The organism is Prosthecobacter vanneervenii (assembly GCF_014203095.1).
Taxonomy (GTDB): Bacteria; Verrucomicrobiota; Verrucomicrobiia; order Verrucomicrobiales; family Verrucomicrobiaceae; genus Prosthecobacter; species Prosthecobacter vanneervenii.
The window spans coordinates 131537-149987 of record NZ_JACHIG010000002.1 but is presented as its reverse complement, the minus strand read 5'-3'; the positions used below and the strand labels follow the sequence as shown (position 1 = coordinate 149987).

Below are 18451 nucleotides of genomic sequence, written 5' to 3'. Positions count from 1 at the left end.
TGAAAATAAGCCGGCGCCCGTTGTTTCGTTACAAAAATAATTCCTCCGCAGGGGGCGTTCATTCTTCCTGCTTGCTTCCACGTGCAGATTCCAGTTTGCATCTCATCCATGCCGCAGGCCCACCGCACCACCCCCGCACGCATCCCGCAGGTAGCCGTTCTTGTCGACACCTCCCGCTCCTACGGGCGCGATATCGTACGCGGCGTCCGCCGTTACGTGGCGGAGCACGGGCCGTGGTCGATCTATCTGGAGCCGCGCGATCTCCGCAGCCGCTTCCCAGACTGGCTCAAAGACTGGCCTGGGGACGGCATCCTCTCCCGCACCGTGGATGCTGCGCTGCTACGCCAGCTCAAGGCTACCAAACTACCGGTCATCGAGCTTCGCACCACCGTGCTGCCGCACAGCTTTCCCTTTGTCGGCATGGACAACAGCATCGTGGGCACCCGTGTGGCCGAGCATCTGCGGAATCGCGGCTTTCAGCGCTTCGCCTGCTACCAGGACACCTCGGAGGCCTTCTTTGAAGAGCGCTGCACCTTCTTTGTCAAAACCCTGCGCGCCCACGGCTTTGACTGCTCCGTGTTCAAATCCAGCCGCCGCCTGCGCTGGGACGAGCACCAGCACGCGCTCTCCGAGTGGCTTGTCTCGCTGGAAAAACCGGTGGGCGTCTTTGCCGTGAATGACCAGCTCGGCTTCTGGCTGCTCGATGCCGCCCGCCGTGCCGGCATCTCCGTGCCGGAGGAGGTGGCCGTGGTGGGCGCGGAAAATGACAACATGCTCTGCGACACCGCCTCCCCGCCGCTCTCCAGCGTGCGCCTGCGCGGCCAGGCCGTGGGGTATGAGGCCGCACGCCTGCTGGATGCGTGGATGAAAAAGCAGCGCATCCCCCGGCCCGCCGAGCAGCACTTGCTCGCCCCGGGAGACATCGTCGTGCGTCAGTCCAGCGACATCGTCGCGGTGGAAGATCCGCGCATCGCCGCTGCGCTCCGCTTCATCCGTCAGCACGCCACCGAGCAGATCGACGTGGCCCGCGTGGCGCGCGAGACCGCGCTCTCCCGCAGCGTGCTGGAGCGCCGCATGAAGACCTTCATCGGCCGCAGCCCCGGGGAGGAGATCAACCGCATCCGCTTTGCCGCCGTGGAAAAACTGCTGGTGGAGACCGATCTCACGCTCGATGCCATCGCCGCCCGCTGCGGCTTCACCCACCCGCAGTACATGGCCGAGGCCTTCCGCAAGCGCGCCGGCATGACACCGGGGGAGTTCAGGAAACGCCGCGCACTTTAAGTGCTGATCTTCCTCTTCCTCTTCCTCTTCCTCTTCCTCTTCCTCGAACTCGAACTCGAACTCGAACTCACCCGGCTCACCCCTCCTTCCGCTTACCCTGGATCATCTGCACCGTCTTCAGGATCATCACCGCGCGCCTGCCAAAGACGAACTGCCTGAACTCCGGCCTCAGCTCCATCAGGTGCACGCACATCGCCTGCAAAATCATGAGATCTGCCCCCATGAAGGAGATCGGCTTGCGGTCGGAGAAATGAAACCGCGCGCCCGTGTTGGTGGCTATCTCCACCTTCGTCAGGCTATCCACGCGCCCCTCGCTCAGCTTCCAGCGGCGGCACAGCCAGTGGGAGATCATGCCATCCTCGATCCGGATGCTCACCAGCAGCGTGGGCAGCACAAAGAAAGGAGTGATCAGACCTATGCCCAGGGCAACCGCCAGCAAATCCACCACATTGACCGGACGGCGGCCCTCATGCTGTATCACAAAGCCCATGCCCACGGCTCCGACAGCGCCAATCATGAGGCCTGCGATCAGCACGGATCGAAGCTGTTTCCACGTGTTGCCAAAATCCCTTCTCATGAGGCCTTTGGCTTTAGCGGATTCGGGCATCTTGGAGCAAAAAAAAAGCCGGGGTGGATCACTCGATCCACCCCGGCTTTTTGAAGTGTATCCAACAGCCATGCAGGAATCACTAACTGAAATGTGCGATCTGCAGCCTTCGTGCTGCTCTCTGGATCTGGGGCCAGACTCGCACAGTCCGGCAGGGATGTGTCAGAAACATGTAAAACCCTGGCAAGAAAGATGAAATTTTTCGTCTTTTATGACCATGGTCATGGTAAAAAATCCTAGACTTTCCTACCCTGGCGCTTTTGCAGCAGCACTTTGGCCATCAGCAGCACCACCACCAGGTTCACCACCAGCGCGGACACATGGATGAAGGTGACCTTTTTCGCGATCTCGTACACCTCTGCCGGCAGGTAGATGCATCCGCCCACCAGCGCCAGCCACTCCGCCCAGGTCTTCTGCTTCCACAGCCCGTAGGCCTCCACAAAGCGGAGGGTGGAGTACAGCACCGCCATGCCTGCCATGAACCACAGCCGCTGGTCATTGAGCGATGACATCAGGTCGATGAAGATGTGCGGATACTTTCTCGCCGGGTTCAGGTGCAGATGCATCACGATCTTGCTGCTCAGCTCATGCAGGTCCCGGTGCAGCAGCCCCAGCAGCCCAAAGCCCGCCAGCAGCACCACCGTGCCCTTGGCCGCTTCGATGGCCGCCACCACATCCAGACTCTTGCGCAAACCTGAGGAAGTCATGCTTCAGAATGCGCGAAAGGCAGGGTGCGGCAATGGGAAAGCTTATTCTTTGCCGTTGCAGGTTTGTTCAGCGAGTATCGGTGAGTGTGCACAAGGGAATCAACCATCGTGGACCCGCGTCGAGCGCGGAATTGAGGTCCTAGTGAGGAGCATTCGCGACTGCTTCGCCCTTCTGTTTCTGGCGTTCACACCACATCGTGTAAAGGCTGCGGAATTGACTGTCATCGCCCGCAACAAGTGGAATCATCATTGCAAGAAAAACGGAACTCATACTGGACGCTGCTTTCAGCTCTTCCTGAGTGAACCGCTCGTACTGCTCCGGGGCAATCGCTGCCTCGATGTTCTGTAACCACCAGTTGTCAATCTTGGCTAATATCGAGTTTGTGTGTGTCAGCAGATCTAGGTTGATGCTGTGCTTCACGCTTCCAATCATCTTCGGCATATTGTGCGCAATCTGATCCCGGTGTTCTCGAATCTGTCTTAAGAAGTCGAGATCTAGATCCGATAGGGCACCTTGCTTGTGCCACCAAAGAGCGGATGCCGTAAAGGGATGCTTGTGCAAAGAACGTACTTCGCTTTCATAACTTGGTGAGGACAAGTCGCTGACAAATTCACCTTCAGAAACTCCGAAGCAGAAGAAATCTTTTGGTCTTCCCACGAGTGAATCTTTGAGCATCTCGAATGCTGCCAGGTATAAACCGCCTTGGAGAAGGTTTTGCTTCAATGATTCAGGGTTGAGGAACTTGGTCCAAGATGCCTCAGAGTCTGATGCGGATTCCATTTCCATAGTTTATTCTGCCGCCTTCAGACAATAATGCACCTGCTTTCGTCGGGCTTCCCCTAGGTCACTCCGCAAACTTCACCGTCACGCCCTTCACCTTCGCCGCTGCTTTCTCTCCGCGTTCTCTACCCAGCACGCACATGGCCGTGGCCAGGGCGTCGCTGGTGGTGCAGTCCGGGGCGATGACCGAGCACGCCACACGCTGCGTCAGCCCCATGCCGGTGAAGGGGGAGATGATGTGTGAGTAGCGCTTTCCTTCGATCTCGGTGAACTGGTACAGATCCCCCGAGGTGGACACGCCGCAGTTGTGCAGGCGCACGGTGGTCATGTCCTCCTCCGGCTTCTCACTGGCAAACTGCCGCAGCTTGATATCCCACGCATCCTCCCCTGGTGGCGGATCGCCGATGGCGATGTCCCCGCCCGCCATCACCAGCGCGTGCGTCAGCCCGTGCTCCCGCAGCACCTTCAGCCCCGCATCCGCCGCATAGCCTTTGGCGATGCCGCCAACGTCCAGCAGCATGCCCGGCTTCAGCAGCGTGAGCGTGTGCGCCCTTTCATCCAGCTGCACAGCGCGCCAGTCCGTGGCCGCCAGCGCCTGCTGCAGCCGCTCCGCAGGCGGCAGCTGGTGCGTGCGCTTGGTGCGCCGCCACAGGTGGCTGAGGTTTCCACACGTGATGTCAAAGGCCCCCTCCGTGATCTCAGCAAGCTCCAGTGACCGCTGCACCAGATCATACAAATCCGCGCTCACTTTCACCGGCTTGTCCGGGCCTGCATTGCAGGTCAGGATCAGCTCGCTGTTCGGCTCGTAATCGGAGTACACGGCGTTCAGCGCGGCGATGCGCTTGAAGGCCGCATCCGCCGCCTGCTCCGCCTGCGCACGGTTTTCCGCATGCACCGAGATGCGGAAGGTGGTGAACATCAGCGGCGCGGAGAAATCAAAGCGCTCCAGCGCACTCAACGGCAGCGCACAGACGAGGAGCAGAAGCAAAAGCAGCCGTGCTGCAGCGGAGGTCATGAGGCGCGGGGGGAAAGGTGGGAGGCCACCCCTACCACAGCCCCCTCAAACAACCACCGCGATTCTTCCGACCACCCTGACAACCTCTCAAACACGAGATCACTCTTCCACCACACCGCTCATTGCTGGGAGCGCCGATGTCCACATCGGCTCCGGCCGCACGTCCATGCACCTTCATTTGCAAACATCACCACCTCGGCTCCGCATGCAGCGCATCGCCCAGGTCCAGGGCAGGGATGGGGGCCGTCTTAAGCGGCGGGGAGGCAGAGGGCATGAGCCGGGCACAGGCATCGCGCAAGGCAGGGATGGGGGCCGGGCTGTGGCAGTGCACCAGCAGCAGGCGATGTCGCGGCAGCGCATGCAGGTAGATAACACCCTTTTCATGCTGCTGCACGATCTCCAGGCACTCGCCGCTGTCAGAGCGGCGGCCCAGCTCTGCGGCAGCCGAGAGCGTGGCATGGGCCAGCACCAGCACGGCGGCGTTGGGCGGCGCACCCTCTCCCGCGCAGGCCAGCAGGCGTCCGGCGTCATCGGCTATGGCAGCCTGAATGACGGCGGGCAGGGATGACACGAGCGTGGCGAGTTCCATGAGAGACGGTGCGCGGTGGCGTGGAGAGGGGCGGTCGCAGAAAAGAAATCCGGTGGCGGCTCAGCGTGGCATTTCACGCCGCAGCCAGCTCCTGGGTCCGCATCTCCTTCGCCGCACCGCTGCTGTCGTGCGGGGCGGCCCTCTGGCGGAACTGGTGCAGCACCGCTTGGGAGATGGCGTTCAGCGTGGCCAGCACGTTGCGCCCGGTGCGCGCATCCGACTCAAAGCTCAGAAACGGCGTGGCTCGGTTGTTGTAAAGATATTCCAGGTACTCCACAGGCGCGGCGTTGGGCAGGTCACGTTTGTTGTATTGCAGCACGATGGGGAGGCGCTCCAATTCGCTGCCGTTCATGCGCAGGTTGGCCTCCAGGCTTTGCAGGGACTGCAGGTTGTCCCGCTGGCGGTCCATTTGGGAGTCCGCCACAAAGACCACGCCATCTGCCTGGCGCAGCACTAGCTGCAGGGTGGCATTGTACGTGATCTGCCCCGGCACCGTGTAGAGGTGAAAGGTCGTCTTGTACCCCGGCAGCGCGTCTGCCTCCACTGCCAGAAAGTCAAAGAACAGCGTGCGGTCCTGCGCTGTGGAGAGGGACACCAGATCACTCCGTCCAGTGGGGTCCAGCTTGGCGTGGATCTGCTGCAGGTTCGTGGTCTTCCCGCTCAGCGGACTGCCGCAGTACACGATCTTGAAGCTCACGGTGCGGTCTTCGTGGTTGACGCTGGGCATGGCGGTATTTTAGGAAACGGGCGTATGGAAGGGAAGAGAAAAAAGACTGCCTGTGCCGCAGCACCGCCGCAGATTGCGCGCCAGTTCTCAGCCCAGCATGCGCGCCAGCTCGCGCGCGATGAGGGTGATCTTGTCACGCATGCCCGTGCTGGGCTCTTCATCGTGCAGCACACCCACGATGCTCTCTCCAGGGAAGCAGAAGGTCAGCAGGCGGCCGCCGGCGTTCAGGGTAAAGGTCTCCGCCCCGTCGATGCCGATCAGCGGCACCAGTCCGCGCAGCTGGCGTGCGATCTCCGGCGCCTGCTGCTGAAACTGGGCGGCCTCGACGCTGGCCAGGTTGGCATGGCTCAGCACGCGTGCGCCGCTCAGGCACACGCAGGCGCTCAGTCCGGGCATGGAGCCCAGCTTTTCCACCACGCGCTGGGCGTCCAGCTTCTCCTCGGTGGCCAGCAGCGCGCGGAGCAGCAGCTGGTCCGTCTGGGTGTCCAGCGGGGCCAGCCCCAGGTAAGAGGTCTTGGGGGGCGCAGGCTTGGCAGGTGCCGGGGCCGGTGCAGGCGCGGCGCTGCTCTTGGGCGTGGGAGGAGGATCTGAGAAAAGCGGGATGCTGCCCGCGCCGGAGCCAAACAGGCTGCGCGTGGCCGCCTTGGCCTCAGTCATGGGGGCGGGCGAAAAGGATGGGATCTCCTCCAGTGCAGGGGCCATGGCTGCGGTGGGTTGTAGCAGCGCAGGAGAGGGGGTGGCAAAAAGGCTGGTGGTGGCCGGCTTGTTTTCGGGTGCTGCAGAGGGCGCGAAGAGACTTGTTGCGCCCTGCGGCTTGATCTCAGGCGCCGGGGCAAACATGCCGCTCGTAGTCGCGGGCTTGGTCTCGGGGGCTGGTGCAAAGAGTGATCCTCCAGACTGAGATGCAGGCGCCTGCCCCAGAAGCTGCGCGCTGCTGAAACCAGAGGCGGAATCTGCTGGCAGGCCGATTTTGGACGAAGGCAGAGGACCTGCGGATGATGAAGCAAAAGGATCAAACGGTTTAATTGATCCAGTGGGGGGAGCTCCGAAATTCTGGAATGCACCGGGCAGGGGCTGCTGCGGCGCAGCGGCGGGGGTTGCGGGAGATGGAGATGATCCTCCAAAAAGGGAAATGCCAGCAGGAGCCTGGCTGACGGCAGGAGGCGGCGGTTCTGCCGGCGCGGGCGGTGTCGAGAAGCCAAATCCTGCTGCCGGAGTGGCTGGAGCCAGTGTCGGTGCAGACGGGAAGCTGAAAGGCGCTGGGGCCGCTGTTGCGGGCGGCATGGCACGAAAGGCTGTGATCGGGGCTGGTGTTTGCTGGCTCTGGCCGAAGGGATTGAGCGCAGCTTTTGACACAGGCTCTGCTGCGGGCTGAGGTTTGGGCTCTGCTGCAGGCTGGCCAAAGAGGGACTGTACTACCTGAGCGCCAGGCTGTGGCTGGGCGGGCACCACCTGCATTGTCGTGGGGCGTGCCGTGGGCAGCACCCCAGCAGGCATGGTCTGCGCAGCGGCCGGTGCCCCGCTGCTGCCAGCCTGGGTCAGTGCATGGAAAACTTCATTCTGCGGCAGCCTGATGCTGCAGTCGCGTTTTGCGCTTCCAAGTGTGTTGCGGAAGCCAATGTCCGTCAGCCCATCGATCAGCAGACCCAGCTCCACCACAAAGTTGCCGGTGGCCATCTGCTCTTTGAGCACATGCGCAGGAACATTGGTGGAGATCCATGCGGGCAGGGTGCTGGGGTTGAAGCCCAGTTCTTCCATGCTGCGGCCATTGAGCACTGCGGCAAAGCCCAGCTTCACCACGCCCGGCGCACTGGCCGTGGAGCCGGAAGGGGCAGGGGCGGATGCGCCAAAGGCAGAGGGTGCAGCAGTTGCAGCAGGCTGCAGCGTCAGCGGTGCAAAGCCGGAAGGATTGGCTGCGGGTGCCGGGGCAAACTGCATCGGCGCCTGCACAGTCGGCTGTGGGGAGAGGGTGGCAAAGGCGGAGAGCCCGACTGGCATGGCGGGTGGCTCAGGGGCTCCAGGCTCAGCCGACGGAGGAGCTGCTTCCTTCATTGCGGACACAAAAGGAGAGCCAAACGGCATGGCGGGTGCGCCTGCGGCATCGGCGGGCGTAGAGGCCTGCGCCTGGGACTGCGGTGTGAAAAGCTGGGAGATCGAAACCTGACCAAGCTCTACTTTTTCCGGAGCGGGCGGCGGTTGAGAGGCCGGCGGACTGCCAAAAGATGAATTCGCCTGATGGCCGGACACAAAGGCTGATGAGGCCTGTGCTGCGCCCATCAGTGGCTGTGCGCCTGATGCTCCAAACAGCGAACTCGCAGGCGCTGTCGAGGCTCCACCAAACGGCGAACCACCAACGCCACCACCCATCAAGAAAGGTGCACCTGCAGGGGCACCCGGCGCGGGCTGAGGCTCGGCAGCCGCGCTGAAAGCTGGGCCGCCAGCACCACCGCCGAAGGAGAGCGGCGAACCCATCGAATCACCCGGCGCAGGCTGGGATGTCGAGACTGCGGCGAAGGGAGACCCACCTGCGGCACCCCCGAGAGAGAAGGGGGAACCCGCCGGTGCTCCCGGCGCTGGTTGTGGCGTAGATGCTGTGCCAAAAGGCGAACTGCCACCTAGGGAGAATGGTGAACCCACAGGGGCGCCAGGTGCAGGCTTTGGTAAAGGTGCCTCACCATGCTGGCTTGCAGTCAGAAAACCTCCGAGGGAGAATGGAGAGCCCGCAGGCGCTCCCGGCGCTGGCAGAGGCGCCGCTGCAGTGGAAAATGGCGAGCCACCTGCATGACTCCCCGCTGTGGAGGCTGCTTCAAAGGGGGATGCCTTCGCCCCACCCAGAGAAAAGGGAGAACCCGCCGGTGCACCCGGCGCAGGCTGCCCAAAGGGCGAGGCTCCGTCCCCTCCAGTCATGGAAAAGGGGCTGCCACCTCCAGCCTGCGGCATAGAAAAAGGACTGCCACCAGCTGGCTCAGGCATGCGGGCCACTGGAGAGAACGGGCTCGCGGGCGGCTGCATTTGAAAAGGTGATCCCGCAGGTGAATTTGGCGTGGGCACAGGCTGCGCCAGCGAGAAAGGAGAGCCGGCAGCAGCAGAGCTTCCTGGCGGCATGGCCGGAGGGTGTGGTGCAGGAGCGCTCTCACGCGCCTGGGCGATCAGGCCGGGCAGCTTCGTTGCTGGCAGTGAAACCATACGCGGATCCTGTGGCGAGATGGGCACCTGAAACATGGCCGGGCAGACTCGATAAAGCTCAAAAACCGGTAGCGCAGCTTGTCCGCTGCGCAGTGCATTTTCCACCAGCGCCGGGGGCAGGGAGAGTGGCTGCTCCATAGGCAGCGCTCCCCCACGCACCACTTCGGGAGGCAACTGCTGGATCACGTCTCCGACCGTCAAAGGTGCATTGGTGGGGGTGGCTCCGGCTACGCTAAATGGGGAAAGGCCTGTGGTGGAATTGATCGGCGGGGCTGCCACAGGTTCATTGCCTGCAGTTTTAAACAGCGGTCCCCCGCTCATCTGAAACGGAGAAGCGCCTGCTGAAAATGGTGGAACTGAGGAGGCTTGCATGGGGGGAAGACTTTGTGTTCCGGGACCCGCCACCCTCTGATTATGTGCTCCTGTGAAGTATTGCTGAACGCCCTGCACCGGTTCATGAGAACCGGTTCCGCGCTGAAACAAACCTCTAAACGAAAAGCTCATCGGCAGATGAAGCGGCCCGACTTAACGACAAAGTAGCAAGCCTGTGTGAAAAATCTAGTTTTTATAAATAAATACCTCAGCATTTGAGTTATTTAGGGGATCTTAAATATCAACATCTCATTCTTCAAGGGTTTTTACTCTTCTTGGCGTTTATGAATCTTGATTCAGCAATCCGCAGGCCATCCCGTTGCTATTTACCCCCTGCTTGCGGTGTATGCCCATCCCGCAACGGGGTGCCTTTCCACAGAGGAGGGATTCCCTATTTTGCGCCAAGTTTTAGCGTGCAGCCCCTATATTCGAAGTCATTCTAGCTCCGTGACTCTCTTTCTAAGGCACGGATAAACCTTAGTAAGCTGTGGTTAGAAAAGCGGAGGCGTGTTTTTCAAACAATCTCTCCACTGTACGTCTCGAAGCTGCTCTTCAGCTCACGCACGCGTTTTGTCCCCACGAAAGCGGTTCCAGAAGGAAGGCTTGCTTGGGATGGCGCGGCGGATTTCGACCACGGGTTTCTTCTTCGAAGAAACTGCCGGGGCAGTGGGCGGCGGAGCGGATTTAGGCTTTACGGCCTCCTTGTCCTTTTCCGGTTGCACTGGCGGAGTGGCAGGTGGGCTGTCCTGCGTTTGCGCTGGGCCGTAGAGCTCGCGCGTTTTCTGGTGCAGCATCTCGGCTTCTGCTGCGCGCTGCATGGAGTCACGGATGCTGTTGGGCACGGCGTTTTCGGTCAGCGGAGGCAGCAGCGGATTGGGGCCCGCAGCCCAGGAGCCGAGCGTGGGCATCATCGAGGAGATCTCAGTCTGGTTGTTGACGCGATGCAAGCCGATGACACGCAGGGAGGTGCCAAACAAGTAGAAGATGGTGCCGTCGTCCAGACCCTCGACCATGCTGCCGCCGCGCTGCAGGATGGGACTGCCACGCAGGATGATTTCATCCTGGTTGATGTAAGCCTCCTGGCAGAGAGCCTTTGCAGGCTCATTGAAGTTCATCTCCAGGAAGACCTTGCCACGTGCCCGTGCCTTCAGTGGTTTGCCATCAGCAGAGTATTTGAAGACTTGGATGGAGTCCGCTGCGATCTTCAAATAAGGCGGAAATTCCAGCTGTTGCGTGGAGATGCTCTTGGCTTCAACGAAGCTCATGCTCAGCAGAAAGCTCAGGTCCGTGGGGGCCTTCACCAGCGTGGCGTCCTTGGACTCAGTCTTGGCTTGTGCAGTCGACGCAGAATTAGTCGCACTGGTCTTAAGGCCTGTGCACCCGGCGCACAACACCACAGACGCCAGCAGGGCGGCAGCGGAACCGGATTTAAACTGAAGGGCAAATGTCATGTGCTTGCCTTAGATACACCCAAAGATGCTTTTGCTCATCTTGAAATTATTATAATTGCGCCGCAGGGGGTGAGCGGCGCGCGTATTTGGCAAAGCGCATGCCAAATTCATGCATGGCATCGGGTGGAAAGTCCTCGCGCTCAGTCATCTGCCATAAGATGGGATCTACCTTTGGGAACGGAACGCCGCTTTTTAGATTGGCATTCACGTGCGTGAGGATAAGGCGGTCGGCATGCGGCATGGCGGCGGCGTAGGCGTCTCCGCCGCCGCAAACGATCAATTCTTGTGCACCTCCAGCGCCTGCCAGTCGCAGTGCCTCCTCCACGTTGGATACTCTTTCTCCGCAGGCAGGAACGTAGCCCATGCTTCGGGTGAGCACGAGTGGGTGGTGATCTTTAAACCAGCCCAGCATCTCTTCATAAGTGCGGCGGCCTAGCAGCAGCCAATGGCCGCGTGTGATTGAACGAAAGTGCTCTTGATCGCGCGGCAGCCGCCACGGTACTCCGGTGCCAGTGGAGATGAATCCATCTGCAGAAACGACTGCGATGAGTGTCAGTAACGGGCGCGTGCTCAATCAGTAAATGGCGGACTCGCCTTCGCGCAGCAGGCGTACACGATGCTGTAGGCCTCGCTCGAAGGCCGCCTTGACAAGGCGTTCGGCGGGCTCATGCATGGGTTCGCCCCCCAGTGGGAAGGTGTCGTGATGCATGGGCACCATGGAGTGCGCGCCCATCATCTGAAAGGCGTCCAGCGCCTCTTCTGGATTCATGTGCACCTGTCTGCCGCTGGGGGCGTCATACGCACCGATGGGCATGAGCGCAAGATCGATGCTGGCGCGCTTTCCGATTTCCTGGAAGCCGTCAAACATGGCGCTGTCGCCACAGTGGAAGAGGCAGCGCTGAGGAGACTTGATGAGGTAGCCGCCGAACTGGCGGTGTGTGTCGTGGATCATGCGGGCACCCCAGTGGCGGGCAGGCGTGAGGGTGATGCGCAGGTCTTTGAATGTGGCGCTTTGCCACGTTTTAAGCTCTACGATGTGTCCGAATCCGCAATTTTTGACCACTTTGCCCACGCCTTCCGGCACGATGATGGGCTGCGCGGCGGCTAGTTTTCTCAGGCTGGGCAGGTGCAAGTGGTCGTAGTGAGCATGGGTAACCAGCACGAGATCGATATGGGGCAGGTCTTTGGCCCAGACGCTAGGATTCCGCACGCGTTTCACAGGACCGTGCCAGAGAGCCCAGTTGGGGTCGATGGCGATGTTCACTCCGCCCACCTGGGCAAAGAATCCAGCGTGGCCCAGCCACGTGACGGCGATCTCATCAGAGGTGGCTACAGGCAGACGCCCAAAATCCTGTCCCGGGCGGCGCGGAGATAGCAGGGTGGGGATGAGAACCTCGTTCAGGAAATCGAAATTGCGTTTGCGCCAGCCTACCGTGGGTAGCAATCCGATGCGGTTACCCTCTGTTTGTGCCTTCTTGAGCAGCCCACGTTTTTTGGGCGGACTGGAGGATCCAGCCCCGCCGGATGAGGGAGCGGGATCGAAGAGCATGAGCGGCTGCTAATTTCCAATGATAATTAACGAGCCGGATTTGCAAATTCAAGAAAAAAGGTGGGTGGCTATGTAGCGGATGGAAGGACATGGACGGCGAGGAGGTGACTTTCCAGCCCACTTTGATTATGTCCTGCTCTCGTTCTTTACCCTGCCTACGGCGGTGACCCACTTGCCCTTCGTGATGACCTTTTCCACCACCAGACCAGCACGCTTGCCAGCGGCCAGGCAGTCCTTGGCCTGGGATTTAAGGATGCCGGATAGCATGAGGATGCCGCCCGGGGCCACGGAGCGCAGGAGTTGCGGAAAGGCAGCCTCCAGCACGTCGTGAAAGATATTGGCGGCCACAATGTCCCAGGTCTGCTTGGGCTCCCACTTCAGCACATCGACACGAGTAAAGCGTGTACGTGGGGTCTCGTTGCGGATGGCGTTTTCCTGGGAGATTTTGACGGCGGCGGGATCGTAATCGCAGCCCCAGATGCGGGCGGCGCCGAGCTTCTCGGCGGCGATGGCCAGGATGCCGCTGCCGCAGCCGAGATCGGCCATGGTCCACTTGTGTCCGGCGGCATTGCGCTCTCTGGCGGCATCCACCAGCAGGCGCAGCACGGTGGCGGTGGTGGCGTGGTGGCCGGTGCCAAAAGCCATGTCTGCGGGCACGGCGATGATTTCACGACCGGGAAATTTGGCGCGGGCCTGCTTGATCTCAGCGGCGGTCTTTAGCGCGCAGATCACAAAGGCATCGCGCACTTTTACCGGCGGCGGAGTCTGTGAGGAGTGGGCGGCCCAGTTTTCGATCTTCAGCTTGGCCACGGTGCCGCCAAACTGCTTTTGGATGGCCTTGAGAAGCTTTGGATCTTCGCAGTAGCCCTCCAGCTTGATGGTTTTGCTGCCGGGGCTGCTGGTTACAACGAGAGTGATGTCGCTAAATTCAGCGAAACGTTCTTCCCATGAGTCAGCAGAACGTGAAGCTGTAAGTTTGGTCCAGACGAACATTTTTGTCGGAGGGAGCTCCATCTCTTTGTTAGAGATGGAGCGGGTGACGCGATTCGAACGCGCGACATCTTCCTTGGCAAGGAAGTGCTCTACCACTGAGCTACACCCGCTTTTGCGTTGGGATGGTTATACTGGCGCATGATCTGAATCGTGCAAGCGCAAAGTGTGTTTCTTGAGAATGATTTTTTTCAGACCATGATCCGCGCATGAAAACTCCCGCATACATCTGGATCAATGGACGCGTCATCAGCACGGCAGACGCACGCATCTCTCCATTTGATCATGGGTTTCTGGTAGGAGATGGTGTGTTTGAAACGCTTGTGGCACGAGGTGGCAGGCCCTTCACACCCACGCGGCATTGGCGCAGGCTGGTAAATTCGTGCACGGCCATGGGCATCGCGCCGCCTGCGCAGGAGATGTATGAGCGCGCCATGCTTGAGACGATGCAGGCAAATGGCCTCAGTGAGGCACGCATCCGTGTGACGCTCACGAGTGGCGACGGGCCGCTGGGCTCCGACCGCGGAGACGCGCCCGCCACCATGACGGTGGCTACGAGCGTACTTAAACCATGGCCGCCGACCGAGACGGCCATGACAGTGCCCTGGACGCGCAACGAACGCAGCGCGCTGGCGGGCATCAAGTCCACCTCGTATGCCGACAACGTGCGCGCGCTGGCCCTGGCTCACGCGCAGCGTGCAGGGGAGGCGCTGTTTGCGAATACACGCGATGAACTCTGCGAAGGCACCGGCACCAACATCTTTGTGGTCGTGGCGGGACGTGTGCTCACGCCGCCGCTCAGTTCAGGATGTCTTGCAGGGGTCACTCGCGCGCTGCTCTTGGAGGCCTGTGTCGCAGCCGGTATTCCCGTGGCGGAGTTCGCACTGCCCATGACCGTGCTGAAAACTTGTCATGAAGCCTTTCTCACCTCCAGCACTCGCGATGTGCATCCGCTGGCTCAGATCGATCAGCGTAGCATGCCCGGGGTGGATGGCGCAGTGACGCAGCGCGTGGCGCAGGCCTTTCGGCATTTCGTGGCGGGGCGGGACGATCCATGAGGAGGTGAAAACAATTGTCGGCAAATGGCGGCGGTTCGCGGAATGTAAAGGAGATGACACCTCCCCCCGATGACCGGCACAGCCAGTTTCTGCGGCTGTACGTGGCGCACGAAGAGGCCCTGCTGGGCTTTGTGCGCACGCTGGTGCCTTCGCGTGATGATGCGCGGGAGGTCATGCAGGAGGTGGCTGTGGTGCTGTGGCAGCGGTTTGAGGAGCTGCATGATGCCTCTGGCTTCCGCCCCTGGGCCTTTGGCGTGGCTAAGTTCAAGGCCCTGGCGTGGATCCGTGACCGCAGGCGTGACCGGCTGGTGTTTGATGAGGATGTGCTGGCGCTGCTGGCGGAGGAAGTGACGGAACAGGCAGACGCCTACGAGCAGGAGCGCCGGGCACTGGAGCATTGCGTGGGCAAGCTCGAGCCAGCGCAAAGAAAGCTGCTGGATGCCGCTTATGCGCCAGGGGCGAGGATCGATGCCCTGGCGGCGCAGGCGGGCCGCTCGCCGATGTCTTTTTACAAGGCGCTGCACCGCATCCGGCTGGCGCTGATGAACTGCACGCAGCGCGTGCTGGCGGAGGAACAATGGTCATGAAATCAAAAGAGGAACAGCTCGAAATGATCCGCCGCAGCATCGACGGCACGGCGACGGTGGAGGACATGCAGGCGCTGCAGGAACTGCTGCGGACGGAACCTGAAGCCCGCCGCCTGTATGCCCGCTATGCGAATGTGGATGCCGCACTAAGCGCCGGAGGCATCGCTTTGCACAAGCCTGCGCCTGCTGCCTCTGCGCGTGTGCGCTGGATGACGTGGCAGCCTCTGACTGCGGCGGCGGCAGGGCTGGTCATCGGTCTTTTCAGTGCCTCGCTGGTGTGGGCTGTGGCTGTGCCCCGGATGCCAGGCCAGCACCATCAGGCTCTTCCTCTGGTGAATGCAGACTTTGAAGAGAATGGCGCGGCGCTCTCGGCTAATGGAGTGCCGGTGGTGCATGGGCGATGGAGCGGCGACCGCGCGGAGATCACTGCCGCGCAGGCCGGAGTGAAGCCGAGGCATGGCAGCCGCATGTTCCGTTTTTTGCGGTCTGATTCCTCCGTGCAGGCGGAGGTGCAGAAGAGCCGCACGGGAAACATGTATCAGGTGGTGGACATGAAGCCCCTGCATCAGGAGCTGGCAGACGGGCTGGCTCGACTGGACTGGTCGGCGTGGTTTCAGTGGGTGCCCGCAGCCGGGGAGAAAGGCATGAGCTTTGCCGTGAATGTGTGGACCTTCACAGGCGAGCCCGCCATCCTGACGGCGAACTGGCGCGACCATCTCTACCGCGAGACGGCCAAGAGCGGCAGCAAGAAGGCGTTTGATGATTCTCCCGCGCAGTGGCAGCAGCTCAAGGGCAGCATGATCATTCCGCCGGACACGGACTTTCTTGTGATCGAGCTGAAGGCCATCCCTCCCGAGACGGCTCCAGGAGCGGAGCCCTATGATTTTGCCGCGTGCTATGCAGATGATGTGCGCCTCGTGCTCAGCTCGGGCGGCTCCGCTGGGCTGGCTGCGCGCAGCCAGGATTGATTTCAACCTCACGCTTTTTGTTTCCACCATGAACGCCACTCCAACCACCTCCCGCCGTCGTTTTCTCCAACTCGCCACCCTCGCGCCTCTCGCGCTTGGCAGGGCCTCGGCCGCCTACTCGCCACTACCTGCGGGTGGCAGTGCGCGCTTCACGCCGACGCTGAATGCGTATTCCTTTCTGGAGCAGCTTAATGCCAACATTGCTGATCCCACGAAGGGCATCGATCTCTTTGGCGTGTGCGACTTCTGTGTGAAGCATGACATCGAGGCGGTGGATCTTACCGGCTACTTTTTCCCCGGCTATCCGCAGGCTCCTGCAGACGACTACATCGCGCACATCAAACGCTACACGCATGACCGTGGCATCACCATCAGCGGCACGGGCGTGAAGAATGACTTCGCCACGGCAGACAAGGCGGTGCGGGCGGAGGGCGTGGTGCTGACGAAGCGGTGGATCGAGGTCGCATCCCGCCTTGGCGCACCTGTGGTGCGTGTGTTTGCAGGGCCTCAGCAGAAGAATGCCAAGGACTGGCAGGCAGCCGTGGGCGGTGCCTCACGTGAAGAGGTGGAGAAATGGATGGCCGAGGCGCTGCGCCAGTGCGCAGAGCATGGCGAGAAATTTGGAGTTATCGTGGCCGTGCAAAACCACGGCGACTTTCTCAGCACCGGGCCGGAGCACGTGAGCCTGCTGAAGCGCGTGGACCACGCCTGGTGCGGTGCGCTGGTGGACACCGGCAAATACTTCACAGCAGACCCGTATGCAGACATCGCCATGATGGTGCCGCATGCGGTGAACTGGCAGATCAAAGAGACGCTGGGCAGCAGCCTGAAAACACCTCCCACCGATTTCAAAAAGCTGTCCAAGATCATCCACGACGGTGGCTATCGCGGCTTTGTGCCGATTGAAACGCTGTCCATGGGCCGCAAAGACTACGACCCCGCTGCGCAAGTGGTGAAGGTGCTCACCGCCATGCGCGAGGCCATCGCGGAGCTGAAGTGATGGCTGCGTAGGATGCCATGGGTTGTTCTCGCGCATCAAAGTCTTATGGATGAATGGATGATTTTGCCAGAGCTGAAGCAGTCTTTTCAAACGGCTGGTGCATAAATCCTGTGTCTGGTGCGACTTTGATGAAAAGCCATGCTTTCCGATCTTCAGCACCTTCAGAGGTATGCATCCACGGGCGATGCGCATGCTTTTCGTGAGTTGGTGCGCGCGCATGGCGGCATGGTGCATGCTACCGCTCTGCGGGTCACAAAAAACGAGGCCACCACCCAGGACGTTGCCCAGGAGGTCTTTCTGGAACTGGCGCGGAAGGCTGGCAGCATCACCCAGTCCGTCGCCGCCTGGCTGCATCGCGTGGCATGGAATCGCGCCTGTGACGCAGTGCGTCGTGAACGCTCCCGGCGGCGGGCGGAGGACGCGATGGCGGAAACGTGGCATACCCATCGTGAGGCGACCTGGGCAGACTTGGAGCCGCATGTGGATGAAGCGCTCAATGAACTGCCCGGAGAGCTTCATGAAGTGCTCGTTCTCTATTTTTTAGAAGACCGCACCCAGGCGGAGATCGCCCGTCATCTCGGTCGCAATCAGGCAACTGTCTCAAGATGCATCGAGCGTGGGATCACGGCGATGCGGCAGATCTTGAAATCGCGTGGCATCACCTGCGGTGCAGGCCTCGCCGCCATCTTCGCGGCTCAGCCAGCCCAGGCCATGCCCTTCGCGCTGCAGACCTCGCTGGGAAAACTCTCGATGGCGGGCATCGGGTCCGGTTCGGCAGCGGTGCCTGCAGCGACGTTTGTCAGCTCTTCTCTCATAGCCATGACCACCACCACCAAAGCCCTGCTCATCACCGGCACCCTCACCGCCGCCTCTCTGGCCTTCGTTCTGCCACGTCCGCAGGCTGCACTTCCTTCATCCAAGCCACCTTCCGCGAGGCAAAGCGCCGCCCGCACTCCGGTCGCCAAAAACAAAGCCTCCGGCGTCAGCGATCAAGAAATGTTCGCCATGCTGTTCGGACCCGGTACCGATCGGCTGAGCAACGCACGTTCGCTGGTGGACGAGTATCGTGTGGCTCATCCCGGCAAAAGCTTGATCGAACTGGCCAAAGACCCGGCCCTTGCCCCCAAGCTGCAGGCACTGATGCAGGACATGATGACCCAGCCGGAGGTAGGCAGGCAGTTTGGCGAGGCAACTGAGCTGGCCATGAAGATCAAGGGCATCAAGCCATCGCCTGGCACCAACGTCACCCTGAACATGGGAGATGGATTCCTGGACAACGAGAGCCAGGCGGAGCGCTACCTCGGAGCCGTGCTGTCACGAGACGCCCAGGCGCTCGCCCAGTTCCTCACCGATGTCTTGAACGAGGCATCCATGGAGATGGCCCTTGATCCCGGTGCGGAGAAAACCTCCGGCGGTGTCTCCATCAGTACGGGCCCTCTCCCGCCCGGAACGAAGGTCATCCAGCCAGACCCGGAGGACTGATTCTTTTCCGCCCTTGGATTAATAAAATTATGGATAAAGTCGGCTTTGCGTTTCAGTGCATCGCCCGCTCAGTTCGGACGCTGAGGCCTGCATCGAAGCAA

General features: G+C 61.1%; 17 protein-coding genes and 1 tRNA gene. 6 read left to right on the top strand and 12 right to left on the bottom strand.

The genetic code is table 11. The features are described from left to right. Window positions 1-108: 108 nt before the first annotated feature. Window positions 109-1281, top strand: a complete 1173-nt coding sequence (locus HNQ65_RS05900; protein WP_184338570.1) for an AraC family transcriptional regulator — start codon at window positions 109-111, stop codon at window positions 1279-1281. 76 nt (window positions 1282-1357) lie between these two features. Here the strand turns inward: HNQ65_RS05900 and HNQ65_RS05895 are convergent, their stop codons facing one another. From HNQ65_RS05895 to HNQ65_RS05840, 12 genes are all read right to left on the bottom strand, one after another. Further along, complete coding sequence (locus HNQ65_RS05895; protein WP_184338569.1) at window positions 1358-1888, bottom strand: hypothetical protein; 531 nt, start codon at window positions 1886-1888, stop codon at window positions 1358-1360. Window positions 1889-2124: 236 nt separating this feature from the next. Then, window positions 2125-2595 carry a DUF2127 domain-containing protein gene (locus tag HNQ65_RS05890; protein WP_184338568.1) on the bottom strand — a complete coding sequence of 157 codons (471 nt, stop codon included), beginning with the start codon at window positions 2593-2595 and terminating at the stop codon, window positions 2125-2127. Between the two features lie 139 nt (window positions 2596-2734). Further along, window positions 2735-3376: a hypothetical protein gene (locus HNQ65_RS05885; protein ID WP_221306051.1), complete on the bottom strand. Its 642-nt coding sequence runs from the start codon at window positions 3374-3376 to the stop codon at window positions 2735-2737. 64 nt (window positions 3377-3440) lie between these two features. Next, window positions 3441-4391 carry an FAD:protein FMN transferase gene (locus tag HNQ65_RS05880; protein ID WP_184338566.1) on the bottom strand — a complete coding sequence of 317 codons (951 nt, stop codon included), beginning with the start codon at window positions 4389-4391 and terminating at the stop codon, window positions 3441-3443. A gap of 187 nt (window positions 4392-4578) precedes the next feature. Next, complete coding sequence (locus tag HNQ65_RS05875; protein WP_184338565.1) at window positions 4579-4980, bottom strand: roadblock/LC7 domain-containing protein; 402 nt, start codon at window positions 4978-4980, stop codon at window positions 4579-4581. 73 nt (window positions 4981-5053) lie between these two features. Continuing rightward, window positions 5054-5707 carry a GTP-binding protein gene (locus HNQ65_RS05870; RefSeq protein WP_184338564.1) on the bottom strand — a complete coding sequence of 218 codons (654 nt, stop codon included), beginning with the start codon at window positions 5705-5707 and terminating at the stop codon, window positions 5054-5056. An 87-nt stretch (window positions 5708-5794) separates the two neighbouring features. Beyond that, window positions 5795-8179 carry a hypothetical protein gene (locus HNQ65_RS05865; RefSeq protein ID WP_184338563.1) on the bottom strand — a complete coding sequence of 795 codons (2385 nt, stop codon included), beginning with the start codon at window positions 8177-8179 and terminating at the stop codon, window positions 5795-5797. Between the two features lie 1643 nt (window positions 8180-9822). Further along, a complete protein-coding gene (locus tag HNQ65_RS05860; RefSeq protein ID WP_184338562.1) occupies window positions 9823-10716 on the bottom strand; it encodes a DEAD/DEAH box helicase family protein in 894 nt (297 codons plus the stop codon). A 49-nt stretch (window positions 10717-10765) separates the two neighbouring features. Further along, on the bottom strand, window positions 10766-11290 hold the full coding sequence (locus HNQ65_RS05855) for a dihydrofolate reductase (RefSeq protein WP_184338561.1): 525 nt from the start codon (window positions 11288-11290) through the stop codon (window positions 10766-10768). Then, window positions 11291-12265, bottom strand: coding sequence for an MBL fold metallo-hydrolase (locus HNQ65_RS05850; protein ID WP_184338560.1), 975 nt, complete (start codon window positions 12263-12265; stop codon window positions 11291-11293). It abuts the gene before it with no gap. A gap of 126 nt (window positions 12266-12391) precedes the next feature. Further along, window positions 12392-13258 (bottom strand): 50S ribosomal protein L11 methyltransferase, encoded by an 867-nt coding sequence (locus HNQ65_RS05845; protein ID WP_184338981.1) that lies wholly within the window; start codon window positions 13256-13258, stop codon window positions 12392-12394. Between the two features lie 35 nt (window positions 13259-13293). Further along, window positions 13294-13368, bottom strand: a tRNA-Gly gene (locus HNQ65_RS05840). Between the two features lie 96 nt (window positions 13369-13464). On the opposite strand from HNQ65_RS05840, the gene HNQ65_RS05835 reads away from it, so the two are divergent. From HNQ65_RS05835 to HNQ65_RS05815, 5 genes are all read left to right on the top strand, one after another. Next, the gene (locus HNQ65_RS05835; RefSeq protein WP_184338559.1) at window positions 13465-14313 is read left to right on the top strand and encodes an aminotransferase class IV; all 849 of its coding nucleotides are present in this window, start codon (window positions 13465-13467) and stop codon (window positions 14311-14313) included. Between the two features lie 53 nt (window positions 14314-14366). Beyond that, on the top strand, window positions 14367-14900 hold the full coding sequence (locus tag HNQ65_RS05830) for a sigma-70 family RNA polymerase sigma factor (protein WP_184338558.1): 534 nt from the start codon (window positions 14367-14369) through the stop codon (window positions 14898-14900). After that, window positions 14897-15868, top strand: a complete 972-nt coding sequence (locus HNQ65_RS05825; RefSeq protein ID WP_184338557.1) for a hypothetical protein — start codon at window positions 14897-14899, stop codon at window positions 15866-15868. Before HNQ65_RS05830 ends, HNQ65_RS05825 begins: the two co-directional genes overlap by 4 nt. 28 nt (window positions 15869-15896) lie before the next feature. Next, window positions 15897-16868: a sugar phosphate isomerase/epimerase family protein gene (locus HNQ65_RS05820; RefSeq protein ID WP_184338556.1), complete on the top strand. Its 972-nt coding sequence runs from the start codon at window positions 15897-15899 to the stop codon at window positions 16866-16868. A gap of 138 nt (window positions 16869-17006) precedes the next feature. Continuing rightward, entirely contained in the window at window positions 17007-18350 is a 1344-nt protein-coding gene (locus HNQ65_RS05815) for an RNA polymerase sigma factor (RefSeq protein WP_184338555.1), read from the top strand. The last annotated feature ends 101 nt before the right edge of the window (window positions 18351-18451 follow it).

What these genes read in the sequence shown, in the direction of transcription:
- HNQ65_RS05870 (WP_184338564.1), bottom strand. Translation starts at nt 5,707, where the DNA reads ATGCCCAGCGTCAACCACGAAGACCGCACCGTGAGCTTCAAGATCGTG.
- HNQ65_RS05830 (WP_184338558.1), top strand. Translation starts at nt 14,367, where the DNA reads ATGACACCTCCCCCCGATGACCGGCACAGCCAGTTTCTGCGGCTGTAC.
- HNQ65_RS05895 (WP_184338569.1), bottom strand. Translation starts at nt 1,888, where the DNA reads ATGCCCGAATCCGCTAAAGCCAAAGGCCTCATGAGAAGGGATTTTGGC.
- HNQ65_RS05900 (WP_184338570.1), top strand. Translation starts at nt 109, where the DNA reads ATGCCGCAGGCCCACCGCACCACCCCCGCACGCATCCCGCAGGTAGCC.
- HNQ65_RS05825 (WP_184338557.1), top strand. Translation starts at nt 14,897, where the DNA reads ATGAAATCAAAAGAGGAACAGCTCGAAATGATCCGCCGCAGCATCGAC.
- HNQ65_RS05850 (WP_184338560.1), bottom strand. Translation starts at nt 12,265, where the DNA reads ATGCTCTTCGATCCCGCTCCCTCATCCGGCGGGGCTGGATCCTCCAGT.
- HNQ65_RS05890 (WP_184338568.1), bottom strand. Translation starts at nt 2,595, where the DNA reads ATGACTTCCTCAGGTTTGCGCAAGAGTCTGGATGTGGTGGCGGCCATC.
- HNQ65_RS05820 (WP_184338556.1), top strand. Translation starts at nt 15,897, where the DNA reads ATGAACGCCACTCCAACCACCTCCCGCCGTCGTTTTCTCCAACTCGCC.
- HNQ65_RS05860 (WP_184338562.1), bottom strand. Translation starts at nt 10,716, where the DNA reads ATGACATTTGCCCTTCAGTTTAAATCCGGTTCCGCTGCCGCCCTGCTG.
- HNQ65_RS05865 (WP_184338563.1), bottom strand. Translation starts at nt 8,179, where the DNA reads ATGGGTTCGCCGCTCTCCTTCGGCGGTGGTGCTGGCGGCCCAGCTTTC.
- HNQ65_RS05815 (WP_184338555.1), top strand. Translation starts at nt 17,007, where the DNA reads ATGCTTTCCGATCTTCAGCACCTTCAGAGGTATGCATCCACGGGCGAT.
- HNQ65_RS05885 (WP_221306051.1), bottom strand. Translation starts at nt 3,376, where the DNA reads ATGGAATCCGCATCAGACTCTGAGGCATCTTGGACCAAGTTCCTCAAC.
- HNQ65_RS05845 (WP_184338981.1), bottom strand. Translation starts at nt 13,258, where the DNA reads ATGTTCGTCTGGACCAAACTTACAGCTTCACGTTCTGCTGACTCATGG.
- HNQ65_RS05835 (WP_184338559.1), top strand. Translation starts at nt 13,465, where the DNA reads ATGAAAACTCCCGCATACATCTGGATCAATGGACGCGTCATCAGCACG.
- HNQ65_RS05880 (WP_184338566.1), bottom strand. Translation starts at nt 4,391, where the DNA reads ATGACCTCCGCTGCAGCACGGCTGCTTTTGCTTCTGCTCCTCGTCTGT.
- HNQ65_RS05875 (WP_184338565.1), bottom strand. Translation starts at nt 4,980, where the DNA reads ATGGAACTCGCCACGCTCGTGTCATCCCTGCCCGCCGTCATTCAGGCT.